This window comes from Turicibacter sp. KK003 (assembly GCF_037014675.1).
Lineage (GTDB): Bacteria > Bacillota_I > Bacilli_A > MOL361 > Turicibacteraceae > Turicibacter > Turicibacter faecis.
In genome coordinates, this window is record NZ_CP142738.1 from 1,149,036 (window position 1) to 1,173,999 (window position 24,964).

General features: G+C 36.7%; 16 protein-coding genes. 15 read left to right on the top strand and 1 reads right to left on the bottom strand.

From position 1 onward, the window contains the following. Positions 1-284: 284 nt before the first annotated feature. The 13 genes from pnp to VXM77_RS05820 all read left to right on the top strand — a co-directional run bounded on the left by pnp (position 285) and on the right by VXM77_RS05820 (position 19,412). Positions 285-2,384 carry a polyribonucleotide nucleotidyltransferase gene (gene pnp / locus VXM77_RS05760; RefSeq protein ID WP_338507349.1) on the top strand — a complete coding sequence of 700 codons (2,100 nt, stop codon included), beginning with the start codon at positions 285-287 and terminating at the stop codon, positions 2,382-2,384. 154 nt (positions 2,385-2,538) lie between these two features. After that, the gene (locus tag VXM77_RS05765) at positions 2,539-3,471 is read left to right on the top strand and encodes a polysaccharide deacetylase family protein (RefSeq protein ID WP_161831866.1); all 933 of its coding nucleotides are present in this window, start codon (positions 2,539-2,541) and stop codon (positions 3,469-3,471) included. A gap of 713 nt (positions 3,472-4,184) precedes the next feature. Further along, a complete protein-coding gene (locus VXM77_RS05770) occupies positions 4,185-5,021 on the top strand; it encodes a dipicolinate synthase (protein ID WP_338507352.1) in 837 nt (278 codons plus the stop codon). Further along, positions 5,021-6,058, top strand: a complete 1,038-nt coding sequence (locus VXM77_RS05775; RefSeq protein WP_161831864.1) for an aspartate-semialdehyde dehydrogenase — start codon at positions 5,021-5,023, stop codon at positions 6,056-6,058. The genes VXM77_RS05770 and VXM77_RS05775 overlap by 1 nt, the downstream gene beginning before the upstream one ends. Position 6,059: 1 nt before the next feature. Next, entirely contained in the window at positions 6,060-7,097 is a 1,038-nt protein-coding gene (locus VXM77_RS05780) for an aspartate kinase (protein ID WP_161831863.1), read from the top strand. 19 nt (positions 7,098-7,116) lie between these two features. Next, a complete protein-coding gene (gene dapA, locus VXM77_RS05785) occupies positions 7,117-7,998 on the top strand; it encodes a 4-hydroxy-tetrahydrodipicolinate synthase (RefSeq protein WP_161831862.1) in 882 nt (293 codons plus the stop codon). 660 nt (positions 7,999-8,658) lie between these two features. Further along, positions 8,659-10,347 (top strand): ribonuclease J, encoded by a 1,689-nt coding sequence (locus VXM77_RS05790; protein WP_262950382.1) that lies wholly within the window; start codon positions 8,659-8,661, stop codon positions 10,345-10,347. A 124-nt stretch (positions 10,348-10,471) separates the two neighbouring features. After that, entirely contained in the window at positions 10,472-12,739 is a 2,268-nt protein-coding gene (locus VXM77_RS05795) for a DNA translocase FtsK (RefSeq protein WP_262953744.1), read from the top strand. Positions 12,740-12,956: 217 nt separating this feature from the next. Next, complete coding sequence (locus VXM77_RS05800; protein WP_161831859.1) at positions 12,957-14,078, top strand: BMP family ABC transporter substrate-binding protein; 1,122 nt, start codon at positions 12,957-12,959, stop codon at positions 14,076-14,078. Positions 14,079-14,264: 186 nt separating this feature from the next. After that, complete coding sequence (locus tag VXM77_RS05805) at positions 14,265-15,419, top strand: BMP family ABC transporter substrate-binding protein (protein ID WP_161831858.1); 1,155 nt, start codon at positions 14,265-14,267, stop codon at positions 15,417-15,419. Between the two features lie 416 nt (positions 15,420-15,835). Then, positions 15,836-17,365, top strand: coding sequence for an ABC transporter ATP-binding protein (locus tag VXM77_RS05810; RefSeq protein ID WP_161831857.1), 1,530 nt, complete (start codon positions 15,836-15,838; stop codon positions 17,363-17,365). After that, positions 17,365-18,462: an ABC transporter permease gene (locus VXM77_RS05815; RefSeq protein WP_161831856.1), complete on the top strand. Its 1,098-nt coding sequence runs from the start codon at positions 17,365-17,367 to the stop codon at positions 18,460-18,462. Before VXM77_RS05810 ends, VXM77_RS05815 begins: the two co-directional genes overlap by 1 nt. Then, the gene (locus VXM77_RS05820) at positions 18,462-19,412 is read left to right on the top strand and encodes an ABC transporter permease (protein WP_161831855.1); all 951 of its coding nucleotides are present in this window, start codon (positions 18,462-18,464) and stop codon (positions 19,410-19,412) included. Before VXM77_RS05815 ends, VXM77_RS05820 begins: the two co-directional genes overlap by 1 nt. A gap of 155 nt (positions 19,413-19,567) precedes the next feature. On the opposite strand, the gene VXM77_RS05825 is transcribed toward VXM77_RS05820, so the two are convergent. After that, positions 19,568-20,860: an ISL3 family transposase gene (locus tag VXM77_RS05825; RefSeq protein ID WP_338506149.1), complete on the bottom strand. Its 1,293-nt coding sequence runs from the start codon at positions 20,858-20,860 to the stop codon at positions 19,568-19,570. A 511-nt stretch (positions 20,861-21,371) separates the two neighbouring features. Here VXM77_RS05825 and mnmA point away from each other — a divergent pair. Beyond that, entirely contained in the window at positions 21,372-22,505 is a 1,134-nt protein-coding gene (gene mnmA, locus VXM77_RS05830; protein WP_262951039.1) for a tRNA 2-thiouridine(34) synthase MnmA, read from the top strand. A 15-nt stretch (positions 22,506-22,520) separates the two neighbouring features. Next, positions 22,521-24,947 (top strand): ATP-dependent RecD-like DNA helicase, encoded by a 2,427-nt coding sequence (locus tag VXM77_RS05835; protein ID WP_338507355.1) that lies wholly within the window; start codon positions 22,521-22,523, stop codon positions 24,945-24,947. Positions 24,948-24,964 lie beyond the last annotated feature (17 nt).

Here is a 24,964-nt window from a genome sequence, read left to right on the forward strand (position 1 = left end):
AGGAATGAATTTAAAAATAAAAGGTTAAACTATAGGGGAAGAGAAGTTAGATTTGAATACTCAATGAAGTAGGTGATAGATAAAAAGTCTATTTTCTTTTTTAGGTGGTGAAGAATTTGAAGGGAAGTCAGCGGATAAATGAAATTTTTATAAATGATAGAAGATTTTCTTCTCTCTTTGGCAAATAAGGGAGGAATATGAAAAAAATTAGTGCTTTAAATTATTTGCTTATGGTATGATAGAAAAGAATAAATACAAATGAAGAAAATGAAGGAGTAATATATATGTCAGAAAAGCACGTTTATTCGTTTGAGTTAGCGGGACGTCCATTGACATTTGAAATGGGTGAGTTAGCAAAACAGGCGAATGCTTCGGTTTTAGTTCGTTATGGAGATACGGTTGTCTTAACGGCAGCAGTGGCATCAAAAGAACCAAAAGATATTGATTTTTTTCCATTAACAATTGGATATGAGGAACGTCTTTATGCAGTTGGGAAAGTTCCTGGCGGATTTATTAAGCGTGAAGGACGTCCAAGTGAACATGCAATTTTAGCGGGACGTTTAATTGACCGTCCAATTCGTCCATTATTCCCAGACGGATTTAGAAATGATGTACAAGTCATTAACTATGTAATGAGTGTTGATCACGATAACTCACCAGAGATTGCAGCGATGATCGGATCATCATTGGCCTTATCTATTTCAGATATTCCATTTGAAGGTCCTATCGCTGGAGTGGTTGTTGGACGTATTAATGGAGAGTTCGTATTAAATCCAACGGTTGAACAATTAGAACAATCGGATATTGATTTAACGGTAGCGGGAACAAAAGATGCGGTGAACATGGTGGAAGCAGGAGCAAAAGAGGTTCCTGAAGAAGTGATGTTAGAAGCAATCATGTTTGGGCATGACGCGATTAAGGAAATCATTCGTTTCCAAGAGCAAATTGTTGCGGAAATTGGAAAAGAAAAGATGGAATTAAATTTATATGAAATTGATCCGGCAATTAATACACGCGTTCGTGAAATGGCTGAAGCTGATATGTTAAAGGCGATTCAAGTGGTTGAAAAACATGCTCGTCAAGAAGCAATTGATGCCGTAAACGCGCGTGTCATTGATGTATTTGAACAAGAAGAGGTAACCGAAAAGGAACTTAAACAAGTTAAAGAGGTTTTAAATAAAATTGTGAAGGAAGAAGTACGTCGTTTAATTACGGATGAAAAAGTACGACCTGATGGACGCCAAATTGACGAAATTCGTCCACTTTCATCACGCGTTGATTTATTACCAAGAACACATGGATCGGCTTTATTCACACGTGGGCAAACACAGGCGTTATCAATCTGTACGCTTGGGGCATTAAATGAACACCAGATGTTAGATGGGCTAGAAGTCGAAGAAACTAAACGCTTTATGCACCATTATAATTTCCCACCATTCTCTGTTGGAGAGACAGGGCGTTATGGGGCACCGGGACGTCGCGAAGTTGGACATGGGGCCCTTGGTGAGCGTGCGCTTAAACAAGTGATGCCATCTGCAAAAGATTTCCCATATACTGTTCGTTTAGTTTCTGAGGTTTTAGAATCAAACGGATCAACATCACAAGCATCGATTTGTGCATCGACCATGGCATTAATGGCAGCTGGAGTTCCAATTAAGGCGCCTGTTGCTGGAATTGCAATGGGACTTGTTAAAAAAGGCGATAACTATACGGTTTTAACAGATATTCAAGGGATGGAAGATCATTTAGGAGATATGGACTTCAAAGTAGCCGGAACAGCTCAGGGGGTTACGGCTTTACAAATGGATATTAAGATTGAAGGGTTAAGTCGTGAGATTTTAGAAGAGGCTCTACAACAGGCCAAAGTAGGACGCATGCAAATTTTAAATCATATGTTAAGTACGATTTCAAGCACACGTGAGGACTTATCAGCTTATGCGCCAAAAATTAAGGTAATGACAATTAAGGTTGAGAAAATTCGCGATGTCATTGGACCTGGTGGAAAACAAATTAACGAGATTATCGATAAAACAGGAGTTAAGATTGATATTGAGCAAGATGGAACAGTTTATATCTTGCACGATAAAACGGAAAACATTAATCAGGCGATGGCAATGATTGAAGATATTGTCCGCGAAGTTGAAATTGGAAAAATCTATTTAGGTAAAGTTGTTCGTATTGAAAAGTTCGGAGCATTTGTTGAAATATTCCCTGGTCAAGATGGACTGGTTCATATTTCTCAATTAGCAGAAGAACGTGTAGCGAAAACAGAAGATGTTGTTAATATTGGGGACCAAATTTACGTAAAAGTGACTGAGGTAGATGATCGTGGTCGTGTAAATTTATCACGTAAGGAAGCAATGAAAGAACAACAAGCAAAATAATAAAAGGACTCGCATATTTGCGAGTTTTTTTATTTTCTGGAAAGCAACTTTGTAAAATACGAATATATGGTAGAAATTATTAAAAAAATGTATAAATCATACATGAGTGTGGCAAACTGATAAGGATTAAATCGTATGAGTAGAGGTGACCGCTGTGAAGCAAAAAGTAGGAGCTGTGTTTGGGATTATTGCTTATATCACGCTTTTAATTGGGATGAACTTCTATCCCAAGTCATACCCAGTTTCAAATATGAATGATGACATTCACCAACAGTTAGTTCATTATATGGAAACTCATCGCGTCGAACCGAGTGAACCACGTATTGATAGTGTGTGGGGATTTGTACCCGGTCTACAAGGATCAGAAATTGATTATGAGTTATCTTATAATAATATGCTATTAAATGGAAGTTTCGATCCGTCGTTATTAGTTTGTCGTGCCATCAATTATGAAAAAAGCCCTGAAGAGTTTCGAGAGACCCCAATTTATAAGGGGAATGAGAATGGAGATTATGTCTCTCTTTTGATAAATGTGGCTTGGGGGGAGGAAGAGTTAGATAAAATGTTAAACATCTTAGATCGTTTAGGTGTTCGGGCAACCTTTTTCTTTGAGGGACGATACGCTGAAAATCATAAAAATCAGGTTCAAAAAATACACGAAGATGGGCATGTTATCGGTAACCATTCCTACTCACATCCATCACGTTGGGGTAGTTTTACTTATGAGCAATATGTAGATGAAATAAAAAAAACAAATGATGTATTGAAGTCAATTATTAATGAACCCATTACTTATTTTGCCCCTCCAGCAGGAGAATTTAATGATCGAACATTAAAGGCGGCTTATGATCAGGGAATGTATTCGATTATGTGGACGGCAGATACCATAGATTGGAAAGGTGGAACAGCCGATGTTTTAATTAATCGGGTTATGAAAAAACTACAACCAGGTGCTCTTATTCTCATGCATCCTAAACCTGAAACGGTTATTGCTTTAGAACCGATGATTAATCAATTAAAAGAAAAAGGGTATGAATTTAAAACCATTGATGAAATAGTAGAGGGGACCCGTCCGGAATGTCGATAGAAAGTAAGATTCATGGTTTAAAACCTGATATATGATAGTAAATATTTTTTGAATATGGTGACTAAAAAGGCTAATGCAAGTAAGCATTAGCCTTTTTAGTCATGACAAAGTTAACTAAATAAACCGAAGTCCTAGGGCAAATTTATAGGGTGAAGTGATAAATACTTATTTTGTTTAGATAAGTTTTCCGTGCCGCTCTGATACGAAATTAAGATTATCTATTTTTGTGATGAATGAGTTCTTTATAGTGAGGGGGAGCCAAGTTGCAACTGTTAGTTTAAGAAGTTATGTGGTAGTTTTTCATGGTGTGCTAAATGCCGGATAGATAGGGAGGTATATCAGAACTGCTATTGTTTGCTAGTATTGAGTTGTTCTTTTGATCAGACATTAAAACTCGTAGAAAAAGTCAATCTCGACGCTTTTTCTACGAGTTTTATCTTGCTGAAAAATATGAACTCTCGTTAATTAAGTGTAGGAATGCGGGATAGAGATAAGTTCATTAAAGGTTTTCGTAGGAAAAAATTAGCTCGATCATCGGCTCCTGTTTACAGACTAAAGGAGAGTGGATGAGGGAGAAAAATCCACCTAACGCTACGTAATATAAGAGTTCTCAAATGTCAACGAGTTATTAAGACATTGTTGATAATATTGTCACGACTTGATTTCTCCCGTCATAAAATACTATGTAACTACAGAGAAGGTAGGTGATCATTATGATTTTAATCATAAATAATGATAAACGGATGAATTATTTATCTGAATATATTCGTGATAGCGGGATGGATTTGATTCAATATCATCTGGATTCTTCAAGCTTTGATTTTCATATTTTAAAAGAAACACATTATCTTATTTTACCGTTCGGTGGCATTGCAGAGGATGGTAGAATTGCGAATACCCATTTATATTTAACAGAGGATGTTTTACGGCATTTGCCTGAAGATTGTGTTATCTTAACCCCCATTCGCTATCCAAAATTATTGAAATTGCTAGAAGTTGTGCCAAGAAAATATGAAGTGATTTTCGACCATGATGAAGTCGCAATTTATAATTCGATTCCAACAGCGGAAGGTGTGATATATCATATTATAAAAAACACAGATATTACGATTCATCAGGCAGAGATTTTAGTTATTGGTTCAGGGCGAATAGCGATGACTATTGCACGGGACTTAAAGGCATTGGGTGCATATGTTAGCGTGACTTTTAGAAAGAAAAAAGACGAGGCACGATTATTTGAAATGGGATTAAATCCAATTCATATTGATTTGATGAGAAGTGATTTACATCATTATGATGTCATTGTAAATACAGTTCCTTTTATGATGCTAGATGAGCAGGATTTAACTCAAGTGAGACGCGACTGCTACGTTCTAGACGTGAGTAGTAAGCCGGGAGGTGTTAACTTTAAGAAAGCTGAAGAATTGGGAATCCAATCGGAATTAGCATTGTCTTTACCAAGTATTATTGCGCCTAAGACGGCAGCTTATTATTTATTCCGCTTTGTTAGAGATTACATTGCCTCAAGTGAAAAGAAAGGGGGATTGTGATGGACCAACGAGGATATCGTGTTGCAATTGTCGGGGCAAGCGGCGAGGTAGGACGCAACATGATAGAGACATTAGATCGTTATCCTATCCCAGTTTCTTCTTTGCGATTATTAGCGTCTAAACGTTCAGCAGGAAAAGTGTATTCCTTCAGAAATAGTAATGTTGTGATTGAGGAATTAACGGAAAATTCGTTTGATGATATTGACCTTGCCTTTTTTAGTGCCGGAGGAAGTGTATCGTTAAAATACGCTCCGATTGCTGTCTCAAAAGGTGCTGTTGTGATTGATAATACGAGTGCCTTTCGAATGGACCCAGAGATTCCTTTAGTTGTACCCGAAGTGAACGCTCATATTTTATCAAAGGAAACAAGATTAATTGCTAATCCCAATTGTTCGACGATTCAACTTGTGGTCGCATTAAAACCGTTAAGAGATAGATACGGAATTGAGTCAGTGAATGTTTCTACCTATCAGGCTATTTCGGGAGCGGGAGCGAAGGCATTGTATGAGTATGATGCAGAGTTAACAGACGAGAATCATCTACCACAAATTTTACCGACTCGCTCAGATGAGATTTATTATAAAATTGCGCATAATGTGATTCCGCAAATAGATGTGTTTATGGAATCAGGTTATACGAAAGAGGAAATCAAGATGATTAACGAAACACAAAAAATATTAAACGATGATGGGATAAAGGTAAATGCCACCTGTGTTCGCGTTCCAGTTCGCTATGGTCATAGTATTTCAACTACGGTTAAGTTGAAGTCACCTGTGAGTACGCGAATGGAAATTATTGATTTATTTGAACAGTGTGAAGATGTAGTTTTACGGGATGATATTTCACATCAAACCTACCCAATGCCTTTATATTTACAGCATCGTGATGAGGTATTTGTAGGGCGTATCCGAAAGGATTTGTTCGAGGAGCAGGTGATTCATTTTTGGATCGTTGCGGATAACATTCTTAAAGGAGCCGCCCTAAATAGTGTACAGATTGCGTATTATATGCATCAGAACGGATTGTTAGGTGATTAAAATGGATATTGTAGTGATGAAATTCGGTGGAACTTCGGTAAGAGATCAGGCAATGAGATACCAAGCATTTAGACATATTCGACGTGAAGTGAGTGCAGGGTATAAAGTCGTTGTTGTTGTATCAGCAATGGGAAGACATGGCGAACCCTATGCGACGGATTCATTGAAAGAATTAGTGACTTATCATGTGTCTAAACGGGAGTATGATCGACTTCTTTCATGCGGAGAAATTCTTTCAAGCATTGTCATGTCGGACTTTTTGCAACAGCAAGGATTAAAGGTGACTTCGCTGGCCCCAAGTGAGGTTGGAATTAAAACAGATACTAACTATACTAATGCAAACATCATTACGGTTGAGATAGATAAAATGATGGATTTGTTTAATGATTATGATGTGTTAGTGGCTCCCGGTTTTTTAGGTACGACAGATGATGGAAGTATTACAACACTAGGACGTGGAGGAAGTGATACATCGGCTGTTGCTTTAGGTGGGGCTTTAAAGGCAACTTACGTTGATATTTATTCTGACGTTGAGGGAGTCATGACAGCGGATCCTAAGTTAGTAAAAAATGCGAGAGTTTTGGAAAAAATAAGTTACGATAGCTTAATTGCTTTAGCTGCCCGGGGGGCAAAGGTTATTCATTTAAAAGCAATTGAATTAGCGAAAAAGAACCATGTAAACTTACGGCTACGTTCGACAAGTGCAGATCATATTGGGACATATGTTGTTGATGAGGAAGTAACAACACTAAGTTTAACTTATAAGGCTGGATATACAAGATATGAAATTTTTGGTGTTGTTCGTCCTATTGAGTGTCATGAACTAGTTAAACACGGAGAGTATTGGTATGCACAAACCTATGATGAGGAAGCCGTTGAAAAGTATTTAAAAGACGAAGGGCTTTCGTACGAAAAGCATGGAAATTATGTTCAGGTAAGTTGGATGAATCAGCAAAGAACACCTATGGAACTAACATTTTATGTTGACGCATTAAAACTTGAAGAGACATTGAATTTTTTACATTATAATTTAATTTAAAAAGAAGGATGTGAGAGTTATGAATAGTTTTGGGCCAGTTATGACTGCGATGGTAACCCCATTTAATGAAAATAATCAACTAAATATTAGTAGCTTAAGACGGTTAATTTTACATCTTCTAAAACACGGATCAACAAGCTTAGTCGTTACAGGAACAACAGGAGAGGCCCCAACACTAACAGCGATTGAACGGTTACGGGTTTGGGAAACAGCCATTGATTTTGCGGGAGGAACCATCCCTATTATCGTGGGTGTGGGAACGAATAATACAAAAACAACCATTCATAATGTTAAGTTAGCCGAGGAAGTGGGGGCTGATGCTGTATTAGTTGTGACTCCCTATTATAATAAGCCAAATCAGCTAGGTCTTTTAACGCATTTTAAGGCAATTGCCGAATCAACAGATTTACCTATTTTCTTATACAATATTCCCTCTCGAACAGGAGTTAGTCTATCGCTAGAAACAATTTTGGAGTTAGCGGAAATAAAAAATATTGTAGGAATTAAAGATTCGAGTGGTGATTTGGAACTACTAAAAGCATTAAAGGAAAAGGCACCAGAAGATTTTCTATTATATAGCGGGGATGATTCGAACTATTTAAATGCCTTGAAGTTGGGGTGCGATGGTGTTATTTCAGTTGCCTCTCATGTTGCAGGATTACAAATGAATAAAATTTATCAGTTATATAACAATGGTCAAAAAGAGGAGGCGGAAGCGTTGAATGAAAAACTTGATCCCCTTTATCGGGGGTTATTTACGACCACCAATCCAATTCCGGTTAAAGCCATGTTAAATCAACTTGGTATGGAAGTAGGTGGGCTTCGACTTCCACTAGTTGAGATGAATCAGTTTGAAAGCCAGGCACTGTTTGAGCAACTAAGTCCACTGTTCGACGAATAGACATTAAGAAAAAACATCTGAGTAAAGCAGATGTTTTTTTGCTTTTAATTTAGCTGCCGTTTTTCGGTAAAAAAATATTCTAACACTTGTCGTCTTTCAATGGATGTACTATAATAAAGGTAGAAGATAAACATTTTCGGTTTGATATAAATGAGGGACAGGGTCTTTATTTTAAGATTAAAAATTGTTATAGTGTATCTTTTTTTTATGTCGTTAATAAATTAAATGAATTCTTAATTTAAACTTTTAATTTTACAAATTCGTAACGGTTGATGAAATAATCGTCATTATTTTTTAAAAAATGGAGCAAGTTAAAAGAGACGGTATGATCTTAATTACTAAATAAAGATAGACAGAATAAAACTAGTCGTTCTTGCCAATAACTTTAAGAGTAGAGTTGTTGGTTTTAAGGTCTGAAAAATTCAAAACTAATAGATATGAAAATGTTTAATTAAAGATGAGGTTTATGCGACGTAGTGAGAGAAAACTTCCCTTTTATTACATGGATATGAAAATGATAGAATTGTTTACAATGATTAAATAAAAGAGGTTACAGTAGATGTTTTTAGTTGAATTTTAAATTAAAGGAGGTGGGTCGTTGTCAACTGAGGTAACCTATGAAATAGTAAGTTGTTTCATATCATTGACAGCGATGAGAATGTGGCATCAATAGTAGAACAAAAAATTAAAATTTTTGCATTAGGTGGGCTTGATGAAAACGGAAAAAACTTATACGTTGTAGAAGTAAATGATAAAATTTTCATTTTAGATGCAGGCTTAAAATACCCAACAGAGGACTTATTAGGAGTAGATGCAGTTATTCCTGATTTTACCTATTTAAAAGAGAATGTATCTCGCGTTCAAGGGGTCTTTTTATCACATGGTCATGAAGATCACATAGGAGCTATTCCACAACTTTTAAGCGTGATTAACGTTCCTGTTTACGGAACTCGATTAACGATGTCATTAGTAGAAGATGCATTAACGGAAAATGGATTAGACTATAAACAATATAAGCTTTATAAAATTCGTGAGAATAATGAGCTGTTCTTTGGGGAAATTAAAGTTACTTTCTTTAAAACGACTCATAGCATTCCTGATTCGGTCGCTATTTGTATTCATACAACGGATGGGGTCATTGTTTATACCTCCGATTTTACTTTTGATCAAAATGCAAAAGGACGTTATCAAACAAATTATGCTAAAATTTCTGAAATTTCAAAAGAAGGCGTTTTATGTTTACTTTCGGAGAGTATTAATGCGGATAAATCAGGTTATACTGGAGCGGGATCGGCGCTTCAATATGAGTTGGATGAGGCATTTTCACGTGCTAATGGACGTATTATTTGTTCGTTATATTCGTCTGACCTTTATCGCATTCAGTTAGTCATTGATTTAGCTGTTCAATATAAACGTAAAATTGCTATTATTGGGCGTAAAATGCAGCGTATCGTCGATATTGCAGTGAAATTAGGATATTTACGTATTCCAAAATCAATGTTAATGAACCTGTTATATATTGATGAAAAAAACGATAATAATCTTTCAAACTTAGTAGTGTTAACAACAGGAAATCGTCATGAGCCATTCAATTCATTAACGAGAATGGCCAAACACCAAGATCGATTAATTCATATTGAAAAAACGGATATGGTGATTGTGGCTACACCTCCAATTCCGGGGAATGAAGTAAAGGCTGCCCGAACAATTGATATGCTTTATCGCACAGGGGCACAGGTGTTTGTTGTTAATAAGAATTTGTTACCTTCGTCTCATGCAAGTAGTGAAGATTTGAAGTTAATGATGAATTTATTAAAACCGCAATATGTGATGCCTGTTATTGGTGAGTATCGCAATTTAGTTGCTCATGCTAAGGTAGCAGAACAAATGGGGTATCGTCCTGAAAATATTATTTTATTAGATAATGGTGATGTTGTTGAATTTCAACAACGTGAATTGGTCAATCATACCGAGCATATTCAAATCGATCAGGTGTTGGTAGACGGCTTGGGTGTTGGTGACATTGGAAGTGTTGTCTTACGCGATCGTCAATTGATGGCGAATGATGGAATTATCGTTGTTATTGCGAATTTAAATAAAAATACGAAGGCTATTGTAGCGGGACCTCAGATTGTGAGCAAAGGATTTGTTTATGAAAAAGGGAACGAGGAACTTTATAAATTACTCGACGAATTAGTTCGTCAGATTATTGGGCAGTTTGTGACAGAACAGTATGTAAATTGGCAGGGGTTAAGACAGGAGCTACGAGATAAAGTAGGAAAGTTACTTTTCAATAAAACGAAACGTAAACCGATTATTATTCCAATTGTGGAAGAGTTTAATCTATAGAGAAAACTACCTTTCGATAAGAAAGGTAGTTTTTTTGTTATAGTTATGGAATGAGCATGAAAAAAGTTAAATTTTATGAGATAATAGAAGCAGTTTTTAAAGATGAAATGATTGAGGTAAGAGTATGGCAAGGAAAGAACGTAAAAAGAAAGTTAAATTAACAGGAATAGGGTATGAATTAGTTGGTATATTACTCGTCTTACTATCCATTTTAATGATTGGCCAACTAGGTATTATTGGGACTTTTTTGAAAAAATTAGGATTATTTTTAGTTGGAGAGTTTTTTTGGGTACTTACAATTGCGATGATAATTTATGGGTGGCGTTTTATTGTAAAACGACAAAGCCCTGGTCCGTTTAACTCGAAGCAAATAGGATGGGGATTAGTTTTCGTTTCGTTAATCGTTTTTAGTCATCTGCCGGTATACCGTGAATTTAAGGCGCATAATATTCCCATTCTTGAAGGGATGTTAAAATACTATTTTTCAAATGATATTTTAAATAATTCTTTTACGGCAGGAGGAGGATTGGCGGGTGCGATTATTTACGGATTACTTGTTCCTTTAGTCACAACAAATGGTCTGTATATTGTATCGTTATTTGTTCTTTGCTATGGAACATTACTGATTTTTGATTTAACAGTGAAAGATTTTTATGAAAAGGCTCGCGATTATCAGATGAAGCAACGTCAAAGTGTTCGACATAAAAAGCGTGTGCCAACAACAAGTAGAGAGCGTGTGAGGAAAACAGATGCAACGACTCACGAACCTGTAGTGACACTGCTAAATGAAAGTGTGGATGAAGAGGAACTGTTAGAAGTTGAGGAAACAGACGAAGAGGAACATATTGAGGAAGAAGAGTTTAAAATTAAAGAGTTTGATAAACACCAACCTTTAGTTGAACAAGAACCTATTCTTGAGACTGAAATACAAGTGTTAAAAGATGAGAATTATGTTCTTCCTCCTTTGGATCTACTTGTTGATTACCAACAGACTAATCATTCACAAAGATTGTTGGTGAGTGCTAAATCACAGGCGAGAAAACTAGAGGATACTTTTAAAAATTTTGACGTAAAGGCTAAGGTGCAGGAAGTTCATATTGGTCCTTCGGTTACACGATTTGAAATTCTACCTAATGTTGGCGTTAAAGTTAGTAAAATTTTAAATTTGACGGATGATATTGCACTTGCATTAGCCGCAAAAGGTATTCGAATTGAAGCGCCGATACCGGGAAAATCAGCGATTGGAATTGAAGTTCCTAATCCTAAACAAACGTTGGTAACATTCAAAGAAATTGTTAAAGAGGTTCCGCATAAACAGCAAAAGGAAAAATTATTGATGGTCCTTGGGAGAGATATTTCTGGAAAGACTGTTTATTCTCCATTAAATAAAATGCCTCACTTACTGGTTGCGGGAGCAACGGGATCTGGAAAATCAGTCTGCATCAATACTATTATTTGTAGTATCCTGATGCGCTCTACACCTAACGAGGTAAAGATGTTAATGATTGATCCTAAGAAAGTTGAGTTAAATGGCTATAATGGGATTCCCCATTTATTAGCCCCTGTTGTTACGGACCCACGCTTAGCCTCACTTGCACTTAAAAAGGTTGTTTCAGAGATGGAGTATCGTTACGAACTATTTAGCGAGAGCGGAACACGTAATATTGAAAGTTATAACGAATATGTGAGAGGTTATAATGAAGGAGAAGGCGGCCATAAAGCTCCTCTACCATTTATTGTTGTTATTATTGATGAGTTAGCTGATTTGATGATGGTGGCTTCAAAAGAGGTTGAGGAATGTATCATGCGTTTAACACAGATGGCACGTGCAGCTGGGATTCATTTAATTATTGCAACACAACGCCCATCAGTGGATGTTATTACCGGGGTTATCAAGGCTAATATTCCTTCGCGAATTGCTTTTGGGGTATCTTCGGCAGTTGACTCACGTACGATTATCGATATGCCAGGCGCTGAAAAATTACTTGGAAAAGGGGATATGCTATTTCTACCGATGGGAGCCTCTAATCCGACTCGTGTTCAAGGAGCATTTATTTCGGATGAAGAGGTTATTCGAATCGTCGAATTTATTAAGTCGCAAGTTGCCGTAGACGAGGTGAAGCAAGACTTTTTAGAAAACATTGAACAAATTCAAAATGAGGCCCAAACCCTTGAGGATCCACTGATGCGAGAGGTTTTAGCATATATTATTGAAACGAAGAAGGTATCAGCCTCACTTCTTCAACGGCGATTTAGAATTGGTTATAATCGGGCGGCACGAATTGTTGAAGATTTAGAGATGAATGGTTTAATTGGTCCGAGTGAGGGAAGCAAGCCACGAGAGGTTCTCATGACCGAAACCCAATATCACGAAATGATTACAAATCTATAATATGTGATTAAAAGAAGAGAGAGTTAGTAGAGCTTAAATATGGAAATAATTTTTTGAAATTGATTTAAATTTCTTATAAAAATTGATAAAATTTCTAATAATATTAATTGTCAATAAGAGTAATGAAAAATAAAAAAGTAAATATTCGATAAATATTTACAAAACATCCTCTTTTTGATAGACTTATTCAAGGAATTTTAGAACTAGGAGGATTATTATGAGAAAATTTACATCAATGTTCGTGATAATAATGGTTGCTGTGGTAATGTTAACAGCCTGCCAAAAGGATAAGGGTGGTTCAGATTCAACATCGGAAACGACTCAAGAGAAGTTTAAAGTGGGAATGATGATTGATTCAGGAACGATTGACGATAAGTCATTTAACCAAGGAACGTGGGAAGGAATTAAAGCATATATGAAAGACCACAAAGGAGTTAAAGGACAACACGTACAACCTAGTGGTGAAACGACAGCAGATTATTTAAGTGCAGCAGATAATTTGATGATGGCTGGAAATAATGTCATTGTTGCACCTGGATTTAAATTTGAGGAGGCAATTACAGAGCTTCAAACTGCTAATCCAGATATTTCTTTTGTTATTTTAGAAGGGGAACCTAAACCTCTTGGGGAAAATACATTATCTATTTTCTTTGCAGAGCAAGAAGCAGGATTTTTATCAGGAGTAGCGGCAGCGTTACAATCACAAACAGGTAAAGTAGGGTTTATCGGTGGGATGCAAATTCCAGCTGTTGAACGTTTTGGTTGGGGATATGTAGCGGGTGTTGCTTACGCAAATGCAACATTTGGAACAAATGTTGAAATAGCTGACTATCAATATCAAGGAACTTTCCACGACGTTCAAGGTGGACAAATGATGGCTGGTGGAATGTATGATAAAGGAATTGATATCATCTTCTCAGCAGCAGCGGCAGTTGGAAATGGTGTTATTAATGAGGCGAAGGCCCGTACAGAAAATGGTGAAAATGTTTATGTTATTGGTGTAGACGTTGATCAATATGATGAAGGATTAATGAGTGACGGACACTCTGTTGTGTTAACTTCGGCAATTAAACAGGTCGGAACTGCTGTATATGATGCTTTAAAAGCATATGGTGAAGGAAAATTCCCTGGTGGACAAATCATCACAATGGATGCCAAAACAGATGGAATTGGATTACCAGAAAAAAATCCTAATTTAAGTACAGAAACACAAGAAAAAGTAGACCAAGTTTTAGCGCAAATTAAAACGGAAGAAATTATTGTTCCAGCGACTGCAGATGCTTTAGAATCTTACTTATCTGAAGTTGGATATGATGCAAGTACAATTAATTATAAATAATTAAAACCTTTAAAAAAGTGATACCTAAAATGTATGGGGTATCGCTTTTTTTTGGCTGGATATTGTCGAAAATGAATAAAATAGAGAAAATTGTCTTTTTCTATAAAAAAATAACGTTAGATATTTACAATAAAAATAGAATTTGTTACACTAATAGTGTATTTTTTATGAGGAGGCCATACAAAAATGAAAAAGAAATTTTCTATGTTAACACTTGCACTTGTAGCGACAGTGGGATTAACTGCTTGCGGTAAAGGAGCAGACAACAATGGATCACAAGGAGCATCAGCTGATGTAAAACTTAAGGTCGGGATGATGACAGATTTAGGAAATATCGATGATAAGTCATTTAACCAAGGAACGTGGGAAGGAATTGAGCGTTACCGAGAAGAAAATGGAACAATTTCAACAAAATACCTTAAACCAACAGGTGAAGCAACGCAAGACTTCTTAGATGCAGCCGATAATTTATTTGCAAGTGGTTATGAAATGATTATTGCGCCTGGATTTAAGTTTGAAGAAGCAATTGCTAAATTACAAGTTGAAAATCCAGATAAAAAATTTGTTATTATTGATGGACAACCGCGTGTCAAAGTAGACGAGAAAGTAGATGAAACGGTAACGGATAATACATTAGCTATTTATTTTGCTGAGCAAGAAGCAGGGTTTTTAGCAGGGGTTTCAGCAGCTTTAGAAACAAAAACAAATAAAGTTGGATTTATAGGTGGAATGGTAAGTTCAGCCGTTCAAAAGTTTGGATATGGATTTGTGATGGGTGTGGCGTATGCTAATGCTAACCTTGGGACGAGTGTAGAGGTAGCAGATTATTTATATAATGGAACTTTCACTGATGTAGCTGGAGGAAAAACTCAAGCGGGTGGAATGTACGATAAAGGAATCGATATTATTTTCACAGCTGCTGGAGCGGTTGGAAGCGGTGTTATTGCTGAAGGGAAAGAGCGCGCTGAGGCTGGAGAAAATGTTTATGTCATTGGTGTCGATGTTGATCAATATGAAGACGGTCTTTTATCAGATGGTCGTTCAGTGATTTTAACGTCAGCAATTAAACGTATTGATAATGCAGCATATGATGCTATTAATCAAGCGGTTAATGGAAACTTTGATGGTGGAAAAGTTGTGACATTAGACGCAAAAAGCGATGCCATCGGGTTACCTAAAGAAAATCCAAATTTATCAGAAACAACGAAATCAGAGACAGATAAAATTTATGGGATGATGAAAGATGGGTCTTTAGTTGTTCCGAGTGATTTAGCGGGTGTAGAAAAAACATTAACTGAATACGGATATAATTTTGAATCTCTTAACTTATCAGGAGAATAGTGATTTTTAATAAAAGTGGAAAGGTGGCCATCATTCTTTAAGCATGATGGCTACCTTTTTAGTAGTGAGAAGGGGAATCCCCAGTTAGACAATATCAGTTTTTATGTGAAGATGTTAATAAAAAGAAAGAAGCGATGAAATATTACAATATTCGATATTTTTTTATTGATTAGTCTAATTAAATTATTCTATAATAAATAGGAATGGATAATCATCCATAGTGTCATTTATCACCTCATGTTTAACAGACCAAGTTTGCTTAATGATGAAACATGTATCTTTTTAAAAAGAGAAGGTACGATTATTTTTATTGAAGCGATGACCAGGTGAGGGCAGGTTAGTAGCAGTAACTTGGATTGGAATACAGACAGGATGCTACAGAGGACAGAACAAAGTGTACAGAAAGGGGTAAAGCAATGGAATACGTAATTGAGATGCTCAATATCACAAAAGAGTTCCCGGGAATTAAAGCAAATGATAATATTACGTTACAAGTGGAACCGGGAGAAATTCATGCCCTTTTAGGGGAAAATGGTGCCGGTAAATCGACCTTAATGAGCGTTTTATTCGGAATGTATAAACCAGATGGTGGTTGTATTAAGGTACGAGGAAAAGAAGTGAAGATTACCAATCCAAACATTGCAACTGAGCTTGGAATTGGGATGGTTCATCAGCACTTTAAGTTAGTTCATAATTTTACGGTCACAGAAAATATTATTTTAGGGAGTGAACCGAAGTTACGCGGAGGATGTATAGATATTAAAAAAGCAGCGAAGCGTGTGGCTGAGTTATCAAAACATTATAATTTACATGTTGATCCTTATGCAAAAATTGAAGATATTTCTGTCGGAATGCAACAACGTGTTGAGATTTTAAAGATGCTTTATCGTAATGCAGATATTTTAATTTTTGATGAACCAACGGCTGTCTTGACCCCACAAGAAATTGATCATTTAATGAAAATTATGAAACAATTAACGGCAGAAGGAAAGTCGATTATTGTCATCACACATAAGTTGAAAGAAATTAAGACGATTGCTAAACATTGTACGATTATTCGTAAAGGAAAGGGAATTGGGACGGTTGTCGTTGATGAGGTCACAGAACAGGATTTAGCTGATTTAATGGTTGGGCGAAAAGTGACATTTAAACTAGATAAGAAAGAAGCTAAAATGGGTGCACCAGTTCTTGAAGTTAATGATTTATGTGTGAAAAATGCCCGTGGTGTAGATGCTTTAAAACAGCTATCTTTAACAGTATACGAAGGCGAGATTTTAGGAGTTGCGGGAATTGAAGGAAATGGTCAAACAGAACTCATCGAGGCGATTACGGGATTACGCCCAGCTGATCGAGGGACGGTGAAGTTAGGTGGAGAGGATATCAGTCGATTATCTGTACGTAAAAGAACAGAAGCTGGTATTGGACATATTCCTGAGGATCGCCATAAGCATGGACTTGTTTTAGAGTATTCACTAGAAGATAACTTTATTTTACAAACGTATTATCAACAACCTTTTAGTAAAGGTGGAATTTTAAATCGTCAAGCAATTAGAGAGCAATCGGAAATGTTGATTCAACGTTTTGATGTCCGCAGTGGACAGGGAAGCCAGACAATTACGCGCAGTATGTCGGGTGGAAATCAACAAAAAGCAATTATTGGACGTGAAGTTGTTCGTTCACCAAAATTATTGATTGCGGCACAACCAACACGTGGGCTTGATGTCGGTGCGATTGAGTATGTTCATCGTGAATTAATTGAAGAGCGTGATAAGGGACGTGGCGTCCTGTTAATTTCTCTGGAGTTAGACGAAATTTTAAATGTTTCTGATCGAATTGCCGTTATTTATGAAGGTGAGATTGTAGGAATTTTAGATGCGGCAAAAACGAATGAACAAGAAATTGGATTATTAATGGCGGGTGCCGGACGTGAAAGAGGTGAACAGTAATGAAGAACATGAAGTTTAATTTGTCGGATGATGCTGTTCAGAAGAAATTAGCACCGTTTGCTTCAGTTATTCTTGGATTTTTAGTTGGATTTATCGTTTTATTCTTGATTGGATATAATCCATTTGAAGGATTTACTTATTTATTTCAAGGTGGGTTTAAAGGAATTTTATCAGGTAATTTAAAACAGTTCGGAAATGGATTGTTACAGATGACCCCATTAGTTTTGACAGGATTATCAGTGGCCTTTGCGTTTAGAACGGGACTGTTTAACATTGGTGTTCCGGGTCAGATGTTAGTTGGTGGATTTATGGCTGTTTACTTAGGGGTAACGCTTGATTTACCACGAATGATTCATTTGATTGTTGTAATTTTAGGGGCTATGATTGCCGGTGGTATTTGGGCAATTGTTCCCGGAATTTTAAAAGCAAAATTTAAGATTCATGAAGTAGTAACCTCAATTATGATGAACTATATTGCGCTATGGAGCGTGCAATATGCGGTGAAAACATTAATTCCTGGAAAGTATTCTACAGAATCGGCAACGATTGCAGAAACAGCATCTTTAAAAATGGCTGCTATGACTGAATTCTTTAGTGGTTCTGCTGTAAATTTAGGATTAATCTTTGCGATTATTGCTTGCTTTATCATTTGGTTTATCCTTGAAAAAACAACTTTTGGTTATGAATTAAAGGCCGTTGGATATAATCATCATGCAGCAGAATATGCAGGGATGAAGGCTACACGAAACGTAATTCTTTCAATGATCATTGCAGGGATTTTAGCTGGACTTGCTGGAGCGACGTTTTATGTCGGGTATACGGATCATATCAAAGTTGGGGTGTTACCAACGCAAGGGTATGATGGAATTGCGGTAGCCTTACTTGGATTAAATACACCAATTGGGGTCTTTTTATCAGCAGCTTTATTTGGATTTATGAAAGTTGGGGGAGCATTTATGCAAGCCATGACTGAGATTCCGAGTGAATTGATTGATATTATTATTTCAACGATTATATACTTCTCAGCCATTTCATTATTACTCCAAAGCTTCTTTAAAAAAATAGCTTCTAAGAAAAAAGACGGAGGTGCGAAATAATGTGGGATTTTATTGTTTCAATGATGCCGTATGCCTTTGCCTTTACAGCGCCAATGTTAGTGACAGCTTTAGGTGGTCTATTTAGTGAGCGTAGTGGGGTTGTCAATATCGGCCTTGAAGGATTAATGATTGTTGGTGGATTTACGACAGCATTATTTATTAATCAATATTATGCAGGAAGCGATGCAACGATTTGGATTGGTATTTTACTCGGTGGATTGGCTGGTTGTGCCTTTTCATTGCTCCATGCTTATGCAAGTATTAATTTAAAAGCCGATCAAGTTATTTCCGGAACAGCTATTAACTTATTGGCTCCCGCGTTAACTATTTTCCTAGCGCGAACACTGACAGGAAGTCAGAATATAAGTATTGTTAAAGGTGTTTCACGTTTAGATGTTCCTATTTTATCTAAAATTCCGGTTATTGGTCCTCTATTCTTTAGTAAAATGTATGCGACAACCTTTATTGTTTTAGGATTAGTGGTGCTAGCGTGGTATATTATATTTAAAACTTCATTCGGCTTACGATTACGTGCATGTGGGGAGCATCCACAAGCGGCAGATTCGATGGGGATTAACGTCTATAAAATGCGTTATATCGGTGTGTTAGCCTCTGGTTTCTTAGCAGGACTTGGAGGTGCGATTATTATTGTAACGACATCGAATGAATACAATGGTTCAGTAGCTGGGCTTGGATTCTTGGCTCTTGCAGCTCTTATCTTTGGTAAATGGAATCCATGGGGAGTTTTATTTGCGTCGTTTTTCTTTGGATTTATGAAAACATTAGGTCAGTTAGCGATTATTAATGATACATTAAAGTCATTTGAAATTCCGATGGAATTTTATAACGCGTTACCTTACGTGATGACATTAGTTGCTCTAATGGTCTTTAGTCGTAATATAGTTGGACCAAAAGCAGCTGGAGAACCATACGATAAAGGGAAACGTTAATTTAATAATTAAGATAGCCCCTCGCTTATTATCGTGGGTGGATGGTAGGTAAGTAAACTAACCAGTTTAGTTTATTTACCTTTTATTTGGCTCTTTGTCAAATCGTGTGGGTGAATAAAATCTATACATGTAATCAAGAGGAATTAGGCCATTCTTTAGACGGCTTGGTTCCTCTTCTTTTTTTGTTCAAAAGTGTATTTATGAATAATCAAAATTCTTGCTTTGAAATGGTAGAAACTACGGTATCCGAAGGCAATACGTTTAATGACTTTAATGTTATTGTTAATTCCTTCGAGTACTCCATTTGTATAAGGAGTTTCGATAGTATTTTTGACATAATCTTGATAATGAGTGAGTGTTTTTAAAGCTGTTTTCATTTCGTGTGAAAGCAGGTCAGAGGGGTGTTGAATGGCATGATGAAATATTTCAAGGTTACGAAGTTTAATAGCCTGTTGGACAGTTTGGTAGAAATCATAAGTCTCCTTTAGTTCAGGGTCTAGGGCTAATAAAAAGTCAATAATTTCTTGTTGAGAGATCATCTTTTTGAAGCAGTTGGAATAGAAGTAATGAGTGGCATTAAGATCTTCTTGGGCTTTTAAGAGAAGTCGCCAATAATATTTGAATTTATTATAAAACTCTTTATTTTGATTCATGAAACGAATGCGTGTTTTATTAAGAGCACGAGAGACTAGTTGAACGATATGAAATTTATCTAAAACAATCTTAGCCTTAGGGAATACCTCTTTAATGAGTGTCATATAAGGGGCGTACATGTCAATGACGACGTGGGTTACACCTTCACGAGCTGCTTTAGAAAATCGCATAAAATAAGTCCTTAGTGTACTTAAGCGACGGTCTTCAACGATATCAATTAGCTTTCCATTGGACGCATCACAAAAAATGAAGGACATTGCTCCCTCGGCCGATTTAACCGACTTAAACTCGTCAAAACAAAGAACTTTTGGGAGAGAATTAAAGGGAAGCGGCTGTTCTTCATAGGAAGAATGAATGACGCGGTTAACGGTTGAATGAGAAACGTTAAGCTCACGTGCAATATCTGTTTCGGATTTCTTATGACTAGCTTCTAAAAAGATGGCTTGTTTTACGGGAGTGGAAATAAAACAATTAGGGTTAACAAGAGATGTTTCTAGGGTAAATGTTCGGTCGCAATGACGGCATTTATAACGTTGTTTTTTTAAGTCTAGATAAGCATCAAATCCGGAAATTTTGACTAGCTTAATACGTGAAGTTTTGAAGCCGTGTTTAATGATATTTGAGTCAAAAGAATGACCACAGTGGTAGCAACGAGTCGGTTGAAAAGAAAGAGTTCCCAAAATAAGTTTAGAACGAACATTCTTAATCTGAGTTTCTTGGATACAATTTTTTGAAAAAGTAATATTTTTATCTTTTAAATCAAGTAAAGTTGAGATACAATTAGTGTGAGACATAAACCCAATCCTTTCGTGTTTTTTTGGTCGATTACATTGTATAGAATTTGGGACGTTATGTCTCTTTTTTTGTACTTATTTTTTAATTCCAATAAAAGAGGTGTGGGCATCACCCACACCAAATATTATAGAACCTTTTATTTATAGTACTGAAGAAGGCGAAACTTATCAAATATTGCTTATCTTTAAGATTTTGCTTATAATAAAGAATAGAATAGGGGTCGAATGTTCGATAATAGAGTAAACGATCCCTATTAAATTAAAGGTTATGTGTCAAAAGATGATCTCAAATAATGCGTGTAAAATAATGAATATTTTTGTATCATCCGGTTTAATCCCTTCTCGTATCAAAAATTATGAGTTTTTTTATGAGTGGCGCTATAAATGTTTTAATGTTTTTATGTGAGGCTGTATCGTACTAGGTGGAGGAGCCTTTATAATAAAGATGGGATTCCCTATAGTTTGATGAATTAAACCGTAGTAAAGTATGAGAAAATTGGAGGTTTCAAAAATGAGTTTAAATAAAGGAAAAAAAGTTATCGTCGGAATGTCAGGTGGTGTTGACTCGTCAGTTGCTGCGTACTTATTAAAAGAGCAAGGTTATGATGTCGAAGGTGTTTTTATGAGAAATTGGGATAGTGCCGCAAATTCGGATGTATTAGGAAATCCTACCGTTAATGATGCGGTCTGTCCACAGGAAGTAGATTATATGGACGCTAAGGCAGTCGCCGATCAGTTAGGAATTAAACTTCATCGTGTGGATTTTGTTCAAGAGTATTGGGATCGCGTCTTTATGTATTTCTTAGACGAGTATAAGGCGGGCCGCACCCCGAATCCAGATATTATGTGTAATAAAGAAGTGAAGTTTAAAGCCTTTTTAGACTATGCGATGGGGCTTGGCTGCGATTATATTGCTATGGGACATTATGCGCGTGTTGAACATGGCGAAGAGGTGAGAATGTTACGTGGGGTTGATAACAACAAAGACCAGACGTACTTCTTAAGCCAATTAACACAAGCACAGCTTAGTAAAACGTTATTTCCAGTCGGGGAATTACAAAAGTCTGAGGTTCGTGAAATTGCCGAAAAGTTGGATTTAGCAACGGCTAAAAAGAAGGATTCAACAGGAGTTTGTTTTATTGGTGAACGTAATTTCACCCAATTTTTACAAAACTATTTACCCGCACAACCTGGGACTATGCAAACATTAGACGGGGAAGTTTTAGGTGAACATATCGGACTGATGTATTATACAATTGGGCAACGAAAAGGACTGGGTATTGGTGGTAAAGGTGATGCTTGGTTTGTTATTGGAAAAGATTTAGAAAAAAATATTTTATATGTGGGTCAAGGTTTTGAGAATGAATATGTTTATGCAGATGAAGCACACGTATCAAATGTCAACTGGATTCCAACAGAGAAGTTTAAAGGCGTTTTCAAATGCACGGCTAAATTCCGCTATCGTCAACCCGATGTTCCAGTTGAACTTGAATGGATGGAAGGGGAACTATTAAGGGTTCGACTTTTAGATCCGGTTCGTGCAGTAACCCCTGGACAGGCGGCTGTCTTTTATTTAGGGGATGTATGCCTAGGTGGTGGACGTATCGAGGCAGCCTTTAAAGACGGTGAGCGTCGAATGTATTAAGAGAGGGTGACGTTGATGGAAGAAGTCAACTCAATTCAGGGAATATTTTTAGATTCAATCTTTTATAACGAGGATAATGGTTTTTCAATAGGAACAATAGTAGTTACCGAACACCAATGTCCCGAGGAGCAAATTCAATTAGCGTACAAAGTTGTAGATGAAAAAGTATGTGAAGCGATTGGATTAACGGAAAATAAAACTTATTACAAGGTGACGGTATCGGGTTATTTTCCTAAGTTAACAGAAAACAAAACGTATCGATTTAAGGGGAATCTAATCAAACATCCGAAGTATGGGTGGCAGTTTCAGGTGAATGCCTACGAAAGTATCGCGGTTAGGGGGAAATCTTCTCTGGTGCATTACTTAAGTAGTGATATTTTTGAGGGGATCGGACAAAAGACGGCTGAAAAAATTGTTGAAACACTTGGGGACGACGCGATTAATGTGATTTTAAACAATCGCGAAGCGTTAGAGAAAGTACCTAAGCTATCAAAAAAATTGGCGGATAAGCTATATGCGACGTTGGTTGATCAGCAGGGGACTGAGCAAATTTTAGCTCCTCTTTATGGATACGATTTAAGTCCGAAACTTGTCATGAAAATTTTTAAACGCTATCAATACCAGGCGTTAGAAATAATTAAAGAGAACCCCTATCGGCTTATTGAGGATATTGAAGGAGTCGGATTTTTACGGGCAGACGAACTGGCAAAAAGATTAGGTATTTCATTGGATGATCCACGTCGAATTCGTGCCGCACTTCTATATGTACTAGATCAAATCGCTATTCAAAGAGGGCATACGTATGTCTATCATAAGCAACTCGTACAAAGTGCTCTTCAGTATTTAAATCAAAAGTCTGCTCAACTTCTTGATTTTTCTCAGATTGATCAACAAATTCAATCACTTATCCAGAAGAAAAAAATTTATATTGAAGGCGAATTCTTATTTATTCCGTTACTCGTAAATAGTGAAAAGGGAATCGTTGAATCGATTTTAAGGTTACAGACAAAAGATTCGATTAATGATAAGGAACTAGAGGAAGTAATGAAACGGTTGGTCAAGGAGATGTCAATCACGTATTCGAAGGAACAAGAAGAGGCTATTCAAATGGCTCTAAAATATCCGGTTAGTATTATTACGGGGGGACCTGGAACTGGAAAAACTACAGTGGTACAAGGAATTTTAAAGGCTTATTCCTTACTACATAAAATCACACTTGACCCTAGCCAATACGCAACCTCTGAAAAGAAATTTCCAATTGCGTTAGCTGCCCCGACGGGGCGCGCTGCTAAGCGGATGACGGAAACGACGACATTAAAGGCCTCAACTATTCATCGGTTACTTGGATATGGTGTTGACGGTGTTTTTCAACATGATGAGTTTTCTCAATTAGATTATGATTTAATTATTATTGATGAGAGTTCAATGTTAGATACACTGCTTGCCTTTCAGCTGTTTCAATGTATTGAAACGGGTGCTCAAGTCATTTTAGTAGGAGACGATAATCAATTGCCATCGGTAGGTCCAGGGCAAGTTTTAAAGGATTTAATTGAAAGTGGGGCCATTCCATTAACGCGTTTGACAACAGTACACCGACAGGCGCAAGATTCGTCGATTATTGCGTTAGCTCATGCCGTAAAGAATAATCGGCTACCAAACGACTTAAGAGAAAAAAAAACAGATCGTTTATATGTTGAATCACCACATCAACAAATACCGCTTTACTTGAAGAAGATTGTTGAAAATGCACTTTCAAAAGGGTATACGGCAAACGACGTTCAGGTGTTAGTTCCGATGTATCGTGGAGAATGTGGAATTGACGCGATTAATGAAATGTTGCAGGCAATCTTTAATCCCCCTGATGATTCAAATAAAAGGGAGATGGTATTCGGTCAACGAATTTTTCGGATTGGTGACAAAGTATTACAACTATCTAATCAACCTGAAACGGGGGTTATGAATGGCGACGTTGGTGAAGTTATCGGGATTTCTTATAAGAATGAAAATGAAGAGAAGGAAGACCGGCTTATCGCGTGTTTTGATTCAAAAGAGGTAAGTTATAAAAAAGGTGATTTGCAAAATTTAACCCATGCTTATTGTGTTTCTGTTCACAAATCTCAAGGTTCAGAGTATCCGATTGTCATCCTTCCAATGACTCATGCCTATCACGTGATGCTTCAAAAAAAATTAATTTATACTGCTATCACTCGGGCAAAAAAATCTCTCATTATTATTGGGGAGTATTTGGCATTGGATAAAGGGGTAAAAAATGAGGGAGATGAACGGCAAACAACGTTAAAATTACGCTTTGAAATGCAAAAGGAACACACAACGATTACAAATCCATTTGAGGAGTACTTTAAGGAACATGGAATTCCATTTGAATATTTGGATGAGGTGGAACTTGAAGGAGTCACGCCCTATGATTTTATGGACGAGTAGGATAAATTTTTTTTGAA

Coding starts and splice junctions, on each gene's coding strand:
- VXM77_RS05775 (WP_161831864.1), top strand. CDS start 5,021: ATGGACCAACGAGGATATCGTGTTGCAATTGTCGGGGCAAGCGGCGAG.
- VXM77_RS05800 (WP_161831859.1), top strand. CDS start 12,957: ATGAGAAAATTTACATCAATGTTCGTGATAATAATGGTTGCTGTGGTA.
- dapA (WP_161831862.1), top strand. CDS start 7,117: ATGAATAGTTTTGGGCCAGTTATGACTGCGATGGTAACCCCATTTAAT.
- VXM77_RS05825 (WP_338506149.1), bottom strand. CDS start 20,860: ATGTCTCACACTAATTGTATCTCAACTTTACTTGATTTAAAAGATAAA.
- VXM77_RS05770 (WP_338507352.1), top strand. CDS start 4,185: ATGATTTTAATCATAAATAATGATAAACGGATGAATTATTTATCTGAA.
- VXM77_RS05780 (WP_161831863.1), top strand. CDS start 6,060: ATGGATATTGTAGTGATGAAATTCGGTGGAACTTCGGTAAGAGATCAG.
- mnmA (WP_262951039.1), top strand. CDS start 21,372: ATGAGTTTAAATAAAGGAAAAAAAGTTATCGTCGGAATGTCAGGTGGT.
- VXM77_RS05815 (WP_161831856.1), top strand. CDS start 17,365: ATGAAGAACATGAAGTTTAATTTGTCGGATGATGCTGTTCAGAAGAAA.
- VXM77_RS05810 (WP_161831857.1), top strand. CDS start 15,836: ATGGAATACGTAATTGAGATGCTCAATATCACAAAAGAGTTCCCGGGA.
- VXM77_RS05805 (WP_161831858.1), top strand. CDS start 14,265: ATGAAAAAGAAATTTTCTATGTTAACACTTGCACTTGTAGCGACAGTG.
- VXM77_RS05795 (WP_262953744.1), top strand. CDS start 10,472: ATGGCAAGGAAAGAACGTAAAAAGAAAGTTAAATTAACAGGAATAGGG.
- VXM77_RS05820 (WP_161831855.1), top strand. CDS start 18,462: ATGTGGGATTTTATTGTTTCAATGATGCCGTATGCCTTTGCCTTTACA.
- VXM77_RS05835 (WP_338507355.1), top strand. CDS start 22,521: ATGGAAGAAGTCAACTCAATTCAGGGAATATTTTTAGATTCAATCTTT.
- pnp (WP_338507349.1), top strand. CDS start 285: ATGTCAGAAAAGCACGTTTATTCGTTTGAGTTAGCGGGACGTCCATTG.